Here is a 12,760-nt window from a genome sequence, read left to right as displayed (position 1 = left end):
TAAAAATTATAAATCAAATCTTGCAACAGGGAACTTTTATGCTTAAAAAAAACTGGATAGGGCTAATCGGAGTACTTTTCATATTCTTGGCATTCTTAACAATTTTAAAAATCGGATTTGAAGAAGGATGGATTCCTGAAGAAGCAAAAATTGCACTTGGGTTTGTACTTGGGGTCTCCGGATTATTTTTTGGCTTTACGCTTTATCAAAAAAAAAAGGAAACGATTGGGGAAATTATTGCCGGACTTGGAGCCGGATTTTTATACGCTACATTTGCATATTCCAGCTTTTCTTCTAAAATTCAATGGTCGGTCAACACTCTATTGATCTCAATGATTACTCTATCTTCAATCATCCTATTCACTGGATTCAAATTCGATTTGAGAGTGTTGTCCAATATAAGTTTGATCGGAGGTTTACTGACACCAATTATCATTCACGCAGAGCCAAGCCAAATTTTTCTATTATTTTGTTTTGTTTTAATTTTAAACATTGTAGCCATGTATTTAAGCTCTACTAAGATTTGGTTAGAAATGAAATTCATTTCTTTCTTTGCAACCTTAGTAGTATATACAACGTATTATAAATTCTTTAAACCGGAAAGCTGGGGAGAGCCTTTTTTCTACCTGTCTTCTTTCTTTTTTGTTTATATGGCAGGGGTGATTTTTACAACTTTTAAAAAAGAAAGATTAGATATTGCTAATTTGTATTTGGGTATTTTAAACGGTTTGAGTTTTACTTTTTGGTCAATTTTTATTTTTAAGTCTATTCATGTTTCATACTCTATTCCTCTTATTACGACAGGTTTTGTATTTTTGGGTACCTCTGTTTTTTTCTATTTTAAAAATACGAGTTCAAAACTTCCTGCTTTGCTCTACTTTATCATCGGGCTTGCACTTATCGCTATTTCCGGAAATGACCTTGGGAAACTTTTCACAACAAAAGGAATGAATTTTGTAATCAATGCTTTTATTTGGACTTTTATAGTTTCCGTTTTTTATCTTGTCAGTTATTACCTCAAAGAAGAATTAGGGATAATTTTAAGTATGGCAGTGTATGCTATCATTTCTATATACTGGTATTTGAATGCTTGGAACGTAGAATGGGTGGAATGGTTTGGATTAAGATATATTCCTTTTTTGAACCTGGGAGGATTGGTATGGATAGCTATTGCAACTTTGGGTTTTTCTATCTCCCTGTCTCTTGACAGATTAAATCGAAATACCCAATCTCAAAAAATTAGAATTGCAAAAATGCCACCAAACGACTTTTCCTTAATTTTTGCAATTGTTTCACATATTATTGTTGGAGGGTTGTTGACAATCCAAATCGAAAACACTTGGTTTGCCTACGAATTAAAATTCTTGGAAAAGGGATCGGCAATTTCATTTTCTTGGATATTGTATTCTTTAGTCATATTTTTATGGGGGTCATACACAAAAAATACCGTATTTCGAATATTTGGCTCTATTGTTTTAGTCGGGACTTCTTTGAAAGTTATTTTTTCTGATCTATCGGGTGAGTCAACTCTATATAAAGCGATCTTTTTACTATCTCTCGGTTTTATAATTCTACTAATTGCTTTTGTAAACCAAAAATGGTCAGAAACAGAAGAAGATAAGAAAAGTTAATAATATATATTTATTTCAACCCAAGTAGTTTGTGTTTCTCTTTAAATAGTGAATTTGGAATTTCTCCTTTTCCGTCAACAGACAATTCTTTTTGGATTCCATCTACAAAATACATGTTGATTTCACCCTTGTTCTTTGCGGAAACCTTCCCTCGATAAGAGCATACAAAGAAATCTTTTACGTGATTGTAGGTTGATTCAGATATATTGATTTTTCCAGTCTCTCCACTCGACTCCATTCTACTCGCAGTGTTTACAGTATCTCCCCAAATATCATAAGCAAATTTTACCTTTCCTACCACACCTGAAACTACAGGTCCCGTATGCACGCCAATCCTCAACTCCCAAAAAGGCTCACCTATTGCCTCTTTGATTTCTTTCATCTGATTCATAAAATTTCTGATTTCTAAGGCAGCAAGAATCGCATCTACCGGATTTGTTCTATTCTTTTTTGGAATCCCACCGGCACACATATAACTGTCTCCAATAGTTTTGATTTTCTCAAGGTGAAATCTTTCCATAACTTCGTCGAAATAGAAAAAACATTTATCCAATTCAGATACTAAAGACTCAGGGTCTAACTTTTCTGCAACTTTTGTAAATCCCTTGAAATCAGTAAAGAGTACAGTAACAAACTCAAACCTTTTCGGATTTGCTTTTCCGTTTTGCTTCAGCTCTTCTGCAACCTGCAAAGGTAAAATATTCAAAAGTAATTCTTCCGATTTTTTCTTTGCGAGGTCTAAATCTTTTGTTCTTTCTTGGACTTTGATTTCAAGAGAATTTTTTTCTTGCTCCAGTTCCTCATACGCCCTTGCGTTCTCCAAAGAAATCCCAGCAAGAGAGCTAAACGCACCGAGAAGGTCTTCGTCTTCATGTGAGAATAGGGTTTCGTCTAACTTATTTAATACCTGTATGGCTCCGATAATTTCTCCTTTCGGATTTTTTATAGCCATACACAAAATAGTCTTTGTTCTATACCCCGATCTCTTGTCAAAGTCTTGGTTGAATCTATTATCCAGGTACGCATCTGAAATATTTGCGGTCTCTCCGGTTTTCGCTACATGTCCAACGATTCCCTCACCAGTTTGGAGACGAATGACTGATGCACCTTGGGCAACTTTTGACCAAAGCTCTCCTGTTTTTTTATCTACCAAAAACAAAGTGGACCTGTCTGCACTCATCACTTTAGTTACATTTTGAATAATTAATTTCAAAAGCGAATCCAAATCTATTTCGGCCATTATGGATCTGGATACATCCATGAGCATGGACAGCTTTTTTAGCTGGTTGTTTAAATCGACTAAATGTCCGGCTTTGACATAATATTTCCCGCCCTCCTTTACCAAAAATCCCGGGGCGAGGTCAGTTTTTCTGCGTCCGTAATGGAAAACTACCTGTTCTTTTTTATCTTCAGACATTATCTGATTTTTTATTTCCTTATTTCAAGTATCGGCAAAATATTTATGATGAATAAAATCCAAAAAAAAAAATTTCCTACCTGAACTATTCGTAAAGTTCAATTCTGTCGGTGGATTTTATCCTGAAACCTTGGAACTGCTTTAAGCTCTTTTAATGCGATAGATAGTTTATTCAATCCCTTAATATTCATACCTGAGTCTTGCATGGAAAATCTTACTATTCTTTTTAACCCATAGATTTGAGTATAAAGTGCCAATAGATTTTCTATATCTTCGTCCATTTCTTTTGCATACAAATTCTCAATCAGAGGTTTTATTCTGGATGGAATATCTAAGGTGATTAACTCTTCTACAGAAATATCCGGAATTTTTTCCATGCACCAAATCTGAATATGGTAGGCAATGACTCTCTCCAACCGGGTGATCTCTTCTTTTGGATTTTTAGAGGTTAGCCTCAAAAAGAAAGCTAATCTATTTTTCATAAAACTCAATAATTTTCCGAAATCAATAGAACAATTAGCCTTCTGAAAAATCCAATCTTTGTGTATGGCTCCAAACTCTCCCGATCCAAAAAAAACTCTTCCGGTTTCTGCAATGTGAATCGCACACGGTTCAAATAATTTTATACGAGTTCTAAATGATTCAGGGTCGGTAGAAATTAAACTCACAGTAGAAATAGATTCAAGCAAATTCAAAGATTTATTAATTGATTGGATAAATTCGCTTCTCAACTGGTCAACAGATGAGGCAATCAAATAAAAATTATAGTCTGAAATTTCTGAATAGTCTCCTCTTTCTCTAGATCCATAAAAAATAATTTGAAACGGTTTAGAGGATTGAATATTCTCAAGCTCTTCTGCAATACCGTAGATTGGAAGTATTGTTTGATTTTCCATCTCATTCAAAAAAAAGCCGCATCCGAGAAAGATTTTCCATAATAGCTTGGAAGGCTTTGTCCCTGTCTTCAGTATTTGAAAATGGAAGAGATTTTATATTGTTCAGATCGTGGTAGATGATTTCTATAGAAGGAGTTTTTTGATTTTTCTTTATAGTTGAGACATAGTCTAAATTGATAATTTCGGTGTCCCCCAATTTTAACCACATACAAAATCTCCCAAAAAAATTTACTCTTTCTCCTCTACAATACGAGGTCGAATTCTTTAGTCAATTCATTAATATATTTTAAAAAATATTATTTTTTTATCTTATATTTCTTACCCCTATAATTCGAGAAAATATAGAATTCTTTATCCTCGTTTACTAAATAATTTGTAGGAATTGGAATCTTCCCTCCCCCTCCTGTCAAGTCGGCAGTATAAACAGGAACAGATATTCCGCTCACATACCCTCTGATCTTTTTCATAAGTTTTTGCCCCTTGGAAATAGGAACTTTAAAATGAGAAGAACCAAATACCTCGTCGCATTGATGAAGGTAGTATGGCTTTATCCCCATACCCGTCAAAGTATACAATAATTCAACTAAAGATTTTTCTGAATCGTTGACTCCCTTTAATAGTACGCTTTGATTTAAAACCGTAGCGTGTCCCTTTGTTATTAGATTTTTAACAGCGAGGCGAGAGCTTTCAGTGCATTCATTTTTATGATTGAAATGAGTCACGATAAATAAAGGGAAATATTTTGATAGAATGTCGCATAACGCATCGTTGATTCTCATGGGAAGAGTCACCGGGTATCTGGTATGTATTCGAACTTGGTTGATATGGGAAATAGATTTTAACTTTTCTAAAATATAGTTTAGCTGGTTATCCGAAAGCGATAACGGATCTCCACCTGAAAGAATCACTTCTCTGATTTTTTTTTCTTTTCTGAAATACTGTAGTGCACAATCCCAATCGGAAAAGCCCGGAGTTTGAGTAGATTTGGAGACCTTTCTTTTTCTTGTGCAAAATCTGCAATATACAGGGCAGTTGTGAGAAAGATACCATAAAGCTCTATCTGGATACCTGTGGGTCACTCCTTTCACGGGTGAATGAGCCTCTTCACCTAAGGGGTCTTCTGTTTCAAATTTTTCTCGGAGCAATTCTCCCTTATTTGGAATAATTTGTTTTCGTATTGGACAATTTTTATTTTTAGGCTGAACCAAAGACAGATAGTACGGGCTTACCGCAAAATCAAAGTTCTCTTTGGCTTTGGAAAAGATTTTTTTTTCTTCATTGGAAAGGCTAACCCATTTTTCCAAATCATCCAAGGTTCGAATCCTGTTCTGTAACTGCCACTTCCAGTCAGACCAATTTTCTAAAGACTCTTCTTTCCTATGCTTAGGGAGATTTCCCATAATTCTCTTGACAATGACTTTAACTAAAAAAGTCCTATTCTAAACAACAAATAATTAACGGAAAAATTTAATGACACTCGGAATTACAGAAGTTCGCAAAGGGATGGTTTTAAAAGTAGAAAATGATTTGTACTCGGTTATCAAAAGTGAATTCGTAAACCCCGGAAAGGGAAGCGCATTTATCAGGACAAAACTAAAAAGTATAATCAAAGGCTCTTCGATTGAAAGAACATTCAAAGCTGCTGAAAAACTCGAAAGCGTAGAACTAGAAAAAAGAAATATGACCTATTGTTACAAAGAAGGCGACAGCATTGTATTTATGGATGTAAACGATTACGAGCAAATCCACATCCCCATAGAATACGTTGAAGACATTCTCCCATTCATGAAAGAAGAAACTCAAGTAGAAGTTTCTTTTTATGAAGGAAAGCCAATCGGAGTAACTCCACCTAACTTTGCAGTCTTAGAAATCACTTATGCAGAAGAAGGACTAAAAGGAGACACTTCAGGTACAGCGCTGAAAAGAGTCACACTTGAAACAGGTGGCGAGATTTTAGTACCGATTTTTGTGAAGCAAGGGGATGTAATTAAAGTCGATCTTAGAGACTTGAGCTACGTCGAACGAGTAAATAAATAAATTTTTTGCGGGTACAAAAAACCCGCAAACTCAAAAATACCCTCTTCCTATTTCAGAAACTTTTTTTTAAGAACTTGTTCTTATAAGATCTAAAAACTCTGCTCTTGTATCAGGGTTATTTCTAAATGCACCAAGTAAACTCGAAGTGAATAGCTCTGAATTTTGCTTTTGAACTCCTCTCATCATCATACACAGATGCTTTGCGTTGATAACTACCCCTACTCCGAGTGGGTGCAAAATTTCTTGAAGAGCATTTGCAATCTGATCGGTGAGTCTTTCTTGAACTTGCAGCCTTCTCGAAAATATATCTACAATTCTCGGAATCTTACTAATCCCAATGATCTTTTTGTTTGGTATATAGGCTACGTGGGCTTTCCCAAAAAAAGGCAAGAGATGGTGCTCGCAAAGCGAGTAGATTTCGATATCCCTTACAAGAACCATGCCTTCTGCTTTTTCATGAAAGATCGCATCGTTTACCACCTCTTGAATATTTGCGTTATAACCACTCGTAAGAAATTTATAAGACTCCTCTACTCTCTTAGGAGTTTTTTGCAATCCTTCCCTGTTTGGGTCTTCGCCTATCTCTTCTAAAATTTTAAATATTTCTTTTTCCAATTTCTCTCTCTTTTATAATTTGAATATCATACTTACTAATAAGGTTTTGTTTTGTTTTATTTTATTTTATTTTATTTTATTTTATTTTATTTTATTTTATTTTTTAATTAAAGAACTGTATTTTACAATCAAGCAATAAATTTTTTATTGTTCCTTTTTCTGTTTACAGTCTGAATATTCGATAAACTTATGTCAATATTACTGCGCAAGAGGAAAATTTTTATGAAAAAACTAATCTTACCTATTTGTCTTTTCACTGTTTTAGGCTTTGTTTTAACTCAGTGTTCTTCAGATAAAAAAGACACTCCGAGACCTGCTGTTCACGATAACACAGATCTTAGAAATATAGAAGTAGATATGATAAAAGTAGGAGATTCCAAAGTAAAAATCCAAGCCCTACTCGGAACTCCAACAGAAGAAAGCAACACTCAAAACGGATCAGTTTGGACATGGTGGTTCATCTCTACTACCTATCAAAAAAATTCTTACCAAACTCTAAAAGAAAAACCTGCAACCACTGAAGGTGCAAAATTTATTAAACTTACATTTGATCCAAAAGGGAAGGTTACTCAAAAAGAATTTGACATGTGATTTGTATTCATTAAAAATATGTCCTAAATAGAATTGTAAAAACTTTTAGGACATATTTTACAGTTTCGCTCAACAACAAAAATTCAGGCACACGATTTTATTTGAGTTCCCATTTGTATGGAATTTTCACGGCTTCTTTCAAAGCATTCAAATACTCATTCTTAGTTATTTCAAAAGCTCCAAGATTCCAAGTAACCTCGTTCAATTGTTGCGTATCGAATAGACAAAATTGATCTTTTTTTAGTGCTTCAAATAAATAATAGAGCGCTACCTTTCCTGCATCCGGCTGAAAAGAAAACATGCTTTCTCCTGCGAATAATTTTCCGATTGCAATTCCATATACCCCACCTACTAGATTTTCTTCTTCGTCCCATGCCTCAACGCTATGTGCGTATCCTTTTAAGTGAAGTTCACTGTACCCTTTTACAAAACCGGATGTAATCCACGTAGGCTCATTTTTTCTAATAGCGCAGTTTTCCATTACTCTCGTAAAAGCAAGATTGTAAGTAATGCAATATTTATTTTGTCGGATTTTTCTTAACACTGTTTTTGAAAAATGTACATTTTGAATATCGAATACTGCCCTCGGATCCAAACAAAACCACTGAATCGGATTTTCTGACCAAGGAAAAATCCCATGTGTATAAGCATACAAAAGTCTATCGACACTAAAATCTCCACCTATAGCGATCAAATCCTCATCACAATTAAGAGGGTCTCCAAAAAACTCCTTAAAATCTCTACTCGACATAAACGTATTTTTCTAAAATAACTAAATTTTTTTCTTTACGTAAAAAGAATTTCAAACCAATATAATAAGTGCAATCATTTTGTAAAATAGCCAAAATTATTTTATTTTCAGGAGATTCCCATGAAATTTTTATCTATTCTATTTTTATTTATTTCACTGTCTATCCACGCAAAAACTATGGAAGAGCTTCTAAAAGAAGACTGGACGGGTCAGGAGACTCTCCTAATTAAAAACGAAGTAAAAAAAAGACTCGCACTTTCTTTTGAACCGGGAAGTGAGCACTTGGCAAACATCACCAAGAAAATTATTCCTTGGGCGATGATGGAAGGACTGCAACCAATCGAAGTTGCAAGAATCATTGTATATATGGACAGGGCTGTTAAAGCAGGAGCCGATTTTGAGGTTGCGGAAGACTTGATTCCACTAGTTGCTACAAAAGATATTTCGATTAAAGATTTTATAATGATGGTGGAATACTACAAAGAAACAAGTAAAGCAAAAATCCCAGAGCAAATCCGTCAGCTATTTTTGACAACTGCACTGCAAAAGAAATGGGACGGATTTTCTATTTTAAGCGCCGGCAGAGGACTCATCCTCGCTAAAAGCTCTGGTATGGATCTAAATACAGTAGCTCCTAAATTGCTAAAAGCAATTCCGCCTAACGGATTCAAAAAAAATCCAAAGGCAATAGAAGCAGAAATCAAAAAAGCTATCCAATTCAATCCAAACACCCAAAGGGTTTCCAATTCTAACAAAATTTTTACCAATCTCAGAGTTATTCACGAAAAATCAGATTTCAACGAAAATAATATCGAAGAAATGAAAACCACGATTAAAGAAATTGAAAAAACGAATACAGTTATTGAAGAAATCAGTGAATTAGAAATTATTCCGAGAAAAACCGTAGAGAAAAAGTTTCCTGAACCAGAATTCATTCCAAATTTTATAGATGAAGAAGAAGCTCCTAAAATCCTCGAAGAAGACAAATCCCCGAAGGAATCATGGGAAACTCTTAAAGAATCAAATTTAAAAGCAACGATCAAGCCATGGGTAGGAACTCCCTATCTTTGGGGAGGAAGTAGTAAACGTGGAATAGATTGCTCTGGATTTACAGGTGCGATTCTTACTGATAAAAATATTGGAGCACCGAAAGCACTTCTTCCTCATTCAAGCGGTAGTCAGGCAAAATCAGGAAGCCCTGTAGAGAAATCAATGCTACGTGCAGGCGATTTAATTTTTTTCTCAGCGTCGCCTAACGGCTCAAAAATTACACACGTAGGGGTGGTTATATCAAACAAAGAATTTGCGCATTCTTCCAATAAAGGTGTGGGGTATGACCCGATTGATTCCAAGCACTGGTCCAAACGTTTTGTAAAAGCGAGGAGAATATTCAAGAAAGTAATTAATTGATTGATTCATCTAAAAAAAGAAAAAAGATGACAAAATTTTCAGATACTTTTTTTGTAGAATACAGACTGAGATTTAAAAAATTTTTGAATCTACAGAAAACGTAATGAACTTATCATTCAATTGAAATTTTCTTTTTAGTAGGTATGTATGAAAACAAAAAATAAAATTATATTTAGCTTAGTAGCACTGCTTATTGTCTATTTGTCTTTAGCGATGATCGCCCCGGAAAAACTCGAAAATAAAAAAGTTTTTGAAGGTGACACATTTAGAATTGCTCATAGATGTGGAGCAAAGAATTTTCCTGAAAATACTCTTTTTGCCTGCAAGAAAATCGTAGAAAACAATCTTGCCGATTTCTTGGAAATGGATGTCCACCTAACCAAGGACAATGTACTAGTAGTGATCCACGATGATGATGTTGAAAATACTACAAATTCAAAAGGATTAGTAAAAGATTTTACTTATTCTGAAATTCAAAAATTAGACGCAGGGTATAAATTTTCAACCGATGGACAAAAAACTTTTCCGTTCAGGGATCAAGGGATTAAAATAGAAAGGTTGGATAATTTTTTTGAGGCTCTTCCCAATTCAAAATACTACATAGAAGTGAAGGTCAATTCTACAGTTGCCGCACAAATACTTACCGACATTATTAAAAAATACAAAATGGAAGATAAGGTAGTTGTCGGCTCGTTTGAGCAAACCATCAACAATGAACTACGAAAACTTTTACCGAATTCTGCTCTGTTTGGTTCTAAAGACGAGATCATGAAATGGGTGATTCTGCAAAAATTGAATCTTACAGGTCTTTCCTCTTTTCATTCCCACACTCTAGCCATACCACCCAAGAAGAGTATTCTTTCAATCGGAAAATCTTTAATGAAGTCTGCAAGAAATCAGAATATTAAAATCCACGTGTGGACAATTAATGAAGAACCAGAAATGAAAAGACTCATTAACATGGGCGTGGATGGAATTATGACAGACGATCCAATTCTATTAAACAAAGTTCGTAATCGAAAAAAATAATTACTTAGAATTGTAAATTTGGATAGACGACAAATTTCTATATTTGTCGTCTAAATCCATCCCGTATCCGATTACAAAATCATCCTCTATTTCAAAACCAAAATAATCAACCGGGTATTTCATCTTGTGTTTACTTTTCTTTACTAGCATCGTTGCTACTTTTATGGATTTTGGATCTTTTTGTTGTATATGGTCAATCAACACATTCATCGTCTCACCGGTATCAATAATATCATCGACTAAGATCACATGTTTGTTTTTCACTGAGCCTTTCAATTCCTTTGTGATTTTTACAACTCCTGTAGATTTTGTTCCTGTATAAGAATATGTTTCTACAAAATCGACTTCAGCCAAAAAACTCAGCCCCTTCACCAAATCAGAAAGAAACATAAACCCTCCTTTCAGAACTCCAATCAGCACCAATTCTTTGTCTTGATAATCTATAGAAATTTTCCTACTCATGTCTTGAATTTTTTCTTGAATTTCCGCTTCAGAAAAAAGCACTAAAAAGCCTAAATCTTCTTTATTCATATCTTTTATTTTCCTTATAAAATTTTTCAAAATGGATGAGTTCGTCACCTGTAAAAATCTCTACATTTTGGTTTTTTCTATATTTCTCACTATCACCAAAATCTATTGCTTGTCCGGGGAAAACTATGCCGTCTAACTTCCCTATTGCACTTAAATTTCTAAATATTGTAGATAGATCGTAATAAGTATTTAGTTTCACATCATTTAGGATTTTTTTTTGCAAAACAGAAATTCCAGGGTAATAATATTCACCTCCCCCAAAAAAAATTTTCCCGTTTACTAAATTCAATTCGGTATATTCTTCCCCTTTTGGATTAGGAAGTAAAAACAAAAGCGCTTCTTCAAAATCGCTCTTCATAATAGACTCCAAATCTTTACTCCAAGAAAAAATAGAATCCGGGTTGATTACTAAAAATTTTTCATCCTCTCTCCACACTCCTTCAATGGCGGTTTTGATTCCACCGGCAGTGCCTAAAATATCAGATTGTTCTATTGAAAATCGAAGAGTCATCCAGTGAAAATTTTTCAACTCTTCTAAGATCATTTCACTTTTATAGTGAAGATTAATTGCAACTTCTTGAATCCCAAGTCTATATGCATAGTACAAGGCGTAGTATATTAACGGAATCCCTGCTACAGGCAAGAGTGGCTTAGGAAGGTTTTGCGTAAACTCTTCCATTCTTTTTCCAAACCCTGCTGCAGGAATAAAGCATTTCATATTTGCTGGTTTCCAAACAAGTCAGGATTTTGTAGTTCTGTTTTTAAATCGGTTACAAACAAATACAAAGTATCAGGAAAAAATCCTTCTTGAATGATCTCTTCTAAATTTATCAAACACTGAATTATGCTCTCTTTGTATTTGCTTTTACCAAGCTCAGAAAACTGAACTATATAAGTTCCAAGTGCTTTAAATAACCTCTGTAATGCTTGTGTAAAATATACTTCTCTAAATTTATAATTTTTGTATTCTGATTTTTCTTTAAAATATTCATATAGACCATTCCTCGCTTCCTTGGAAATCGGTCTATAGGAATCGTGCAATATACTAACCAAATCATAGTGTGGAGTTCCCATCATCATATCTTGAAAATCTATCATAGAAACAGAGCCAACTGAATTCAACAAAAGATTTCTGGAATGAAAATCTCTGTGGCATATAACTTTTTTCTCAAACTTGGCTAAGTAGGAATTCACAGTATATAGAAATTCTATAAGCTCAAACTCTATAGATGTGTTGAAGCCCAGTTTATCACGAAACTTTTTAAAACCGATAAGAAAATAATTCAACTCAAACTCTAATTTTTTATAATCGAAGGATTTATTCCGAATTAAAGAAATAGGAATCGCCCTCTGTAATTTTAATACAATGTCCAACGCCTCTCGTACTCTATCCAAAAACTTTTTCTCTTCAGATATAGACGTTAGATCTTCTCCTTCATCACTCATCAATATCCATTTATTTTCTACATTGACTTTGATAATCTTTGGAACGGAAAAATTATTCTCAAAAAGAAATTTTTGTACTTGAAGAAAATTCTTTCCACTACTTTGAAAATTACTATCTTCACAAAGGATCAGATTATTCTCTCTATAAGAGACCCTGTAGTATTTTCTGGAAGAGGCTTCTTCAAGAATAGATTTCACTTCGATAGGTGTATTCCCTTTCAGCTTTAAAAATTCTATCATTCCATCAGAAATTTTTTCTACCATAATCGCCATACCTGTAAAAAATCTTACTGTAAAAATTCAAGTCCTATTCCCACAAGTCCATCATTGCAGCCCACGAAAATCTGTTTTCTAATCGCAATAGCTTCATACATAAATCGTAATATTAATCTTAACAAACTAACTG

At 34.1% G+C, this 12,760-nt stretch carries 14 protein-coding genes; 5 read left to right on the top strand and 9 right to left on the bottom strand.

Features of this window, described 5'->3' with window-relative positions; translation table 11 throughout:
• The first annotated feature begins 38 nt into the window (after positions 1–38).
• On the top strand, positions 39–1,631 hold the full coding sequence (locus HS129_01075; protein MBE7410649.1) for a DUF2339 domain-containing protein: 1,593 nt from the start codon (positions 39–41) through the stop codon (positions 1,629–1,631).
• Between the two features lie 10 nt (positions 1,632–1,641).
• On the opposite strand, the gene HS129_01070 is transcribed toward HS129_01075, so the two are convergent.
• The 4 genes from HS129_01070 to HS129_01055 all read right to left on the bottom strand — a co-directional run bounded on the left by HS129_01070 (position 1,642) and on the right by HS129_01055 (position 5,344).
• Entirely contained in the window at positions 1,642–3,048 is a 1,407-nt protein-coding gene (locus tag HS129_01070; protein ID MBE7410648.1) for a GAF domain-containing protein, read from the bottom strand.
• A 98-nt stretch (positions 3,049–3,146) separates the two neighbouring features.
• A complete protein-coding gene (locus HS129_01065; GenBank protein MBE7410647.1) occupies positions 3,147–3,953 on the bottom strand; it encodes a hypothetical protein in 807 nt (268 codons plus the stop codon).
• On the bottom strand, positions 3,946–4,152 hold the full coding sequence (locus HS129_01060; protein MBE7410646.1) for a hypothetical protein: 207 nt from the start codon (positions 4,150–4,152) through the stop codon (positions 3,946–3,948). The genes HS129_01065 and HS129_01060 overlap by 8 nt, the downstream gene beginning before the upstream one ends.
• An 88-nt stretch (positions 4,153–4,240) precedes the next feature.
• Positions 4,241–5,344 (bottom strand): KamA family radical SAM protein, encoded by a 1,104-nt coding sequence (locus HS129_01055; protein ID MBE7410645.1) that lies wholly within the window; start codon positions 5,342–5,344, stop codon positions 4,241–4,243.
• A gap of 70 nt (positions 5,345–5,414) precedes the next feature.
• Between HS129_01055 and efp the strand changes: the two genes are divergently transcribed.
• Complete coding sequence (gene efp / locus HS129_01050) at positions 5,415–5,981, top strand: elongation factor P (protein MBE7410644.1); 567 nt, start codon at positions 5,415–5,417, stop codon at positions 5,979–5,981.
• A 66-nt stretch (positions 5,982–6,047) separates the two neighbouring features.
• Here efp and folE read toward each other — a convergent pair whose 3' ends face one another.
• Positions 6,048–6,596: a GTP cyclohydrolase I FolE gene (folE, locus tag HS129_01045; protein MBE7410643.1), complete on the bottom strand. Its 549-nt coding sequence runs from the start codon at positions 6,594–6,596 to the stop codon at positions 6,048–6,050.
• Between the two features lie 222 nt (positions 6,597–6,818).
• On the opposite strand from folE, the gene bamE reads away from it, so the two are divergent.
• Positions 6,819–7,187: an outer membrane protein assembly factor BamE gene (bamE, locus tag HS129_01040; GenBank protein ID MBE7410642.1), complete on the top strand. Its 369-nt coding sequence runs from the start codon at positions 6,819–6,821 to the stop codon at positions 7,185–7,187.
• Between the two features lie 97 nt (positions 7,188–7,284).
• On the opposite strand, the gene HS129_01035 is transcribed toward bamE, so the two are convergent.
• Positions 7,285–7,938, bottom strand: a complete 654-nt coding sequence (locus tag HS129_01035; protein ID MBE7410641.1) for a leucyl/phenylalanyl-tRNA--protein transferase — start codon at positions 7,936–7,938, stop codon at positions 7,285–7,287.
• A gap of 120 nt (positions 7,939–8,058) precedes the next feature.
• Here HS129_01035 and HS129_01030 point away from each other — a divergent pair, with 120 nt between their 5' ends.
• Positions 8,059–9,348, top strand: coding sequence for a C40 family peptidase (locus HS129_01030; GenBank protein ID MBE7410640.1), 1,290 nt, complete (start codon positions 8,059–8,061; stop codon positions 9,346–9,348).
• A 147-nt stretch (positions 9,349–9,495) separates the two neighbouring features.
• Positions 9,496–10,377, top strand: a complete 882-nt coding sequence (locus HS129_01025; GenBank protein MBE7410639.1) for a glycerophosphodiester phosphodiesterase — start codon at positions 9,496–9,498, stop codon at positions 10,375–10,377.
• Here HS129_01025 and hpt read toward each other — a convergent pair whose 3' ends face one another.
• The 3 genes from hpt to HS129_01010 are packed head-to-tail and all read right to left on the bottom strand — an operon-like array spanning position 10,378 to position 12,627.
• Positions 10,378–10,908 (bottom strand): hypoxanthine phosphoribosyltransferase, encoded by a 531-nt coding sequence (gene hpt, locus HS129_01020; protein ID MBE7410638.1) that lies wholly within the window; start codon positions 10,906–10,908, stop codon positions 10,378–10,380. It lies immediately after the preceding gene.
• Positions 10,901–11,626: an NTP transferase domain-containing protein gene (locus HS129_01015; GenBank protein ID MBE7410637.1), complete on the bottom strand. Its 726-nt coding sequence runs from the start codon at positions 11,624–11,626 to the stop codon at positions 10,901–10,903. The genes hpt and HS129_01015 overlap by 8 nt, the downstream gene beginning before the upstream one ends.
• Positions 11,623–12,627 (bottom strand): phosphotransferase, encoded by a 1,005-nt coding sequence (locus HS129_01010; protein MBE7410636.1) that lies wholly within the window; start codon positions 12,625–12,627, stop codon positions 11,623–11,625. The genes HS129_01015 and HS129_01010 overlap by 4 nt, the downstream gene beginning before the upstream one ends.
• Positions 12,628–12,760 lie beyond the last annotated feature (133 nt).

This window comes from Leptospiraceae bacterium, assembly GCA_015075105.1.
Classification (GTDB): Bacteria; Spirochaetota; Leptospiria; order Leptospirales; family Leptospiraceae; genus JABWCC01.
Note: the sequence above shows the minus strand (reverse complement) of the source record. Positions and strands in the feature narration are given on the sequence as shown.

Coding starts and splice junctions, on each gene's coding strand:
- HS129_01075 (MBE7410649.1), top strand. CDS start 39: ATGCTTAAAAAAAACTGGATAGGGCTAATCGGAGTACTTTTCATATTC.
- HS129_01070 (MBE7410648.1), bottom strand. CDS start 3,048: ATGTCTGAAGATAAAAAAGAACAGGTAGTTTTCCATTACGGACGCAGA.
- HS129_01060 (MBE7410646.1), bottom strand. CDS start 4,152: ATGTGGTTAAAATTGGGGGACACCGAAATTATCAATTTAGACTATGTC.
- HS129_01055 (MBE7410645.1), bottom strand. CDS start 5,344: ATGGGAAATCTCCCTAAGCATAGGAAAGAAGAGTCTTTAGAAAATTGG.
- efp (MBE7410644.1), top strand. CDS start 5,415: ATGACACTCGGAATTACAGAAGTTCGCAAAGGGATGGTTTTAAAAGTA.
- bamE (MBE7410642.1), top strand. CDS start 6,819: ATGAAAAAACTAATCTTACCTATTTGTCTTTTCACTGTTTTAGGCTTT.
- HS129_01035 (MBE7410641.1), bottom strand. CDS start 7,938: ATGTCGAGTAGAGATTTTAAGGAGTTTTTTGGAGACCCTCTTAATTGT.
- HS129_01030 (MBE7410640.1), top strand. CDS start 8,059: ATGAAATTTTTATCTATTCTATTTTTATTTATTTCACTGTCTATCCAC.
- HS129_01025 (MBE7410639.1), top strand. CDS start 9,496: ATGAAAACAAAAAATAAAATTATATTTAGCTTAGTAGCACTGCTTATT.
- hpt (MBE7410638.1), bottom strand. CDS start 10,908: ATGAATAAAGAAGATTTAGGCTTTTTAGTGCTTTTTTCTGAAGCGGAA.
- HS129_01015 (MBE7410637.1), bottom strand. CDS start 11,626: ATGAAATGCTTTATTCCTGCAGCAGGGTTTGGAAAAAGAATGGAAGAG.
- HS129_01010 (MBE7410636.1), bottom strand. CDS start 12,627: ATGGCGATTATGGTAGAAAAAATTTCTGATGGAATGATAGAATTTTTA.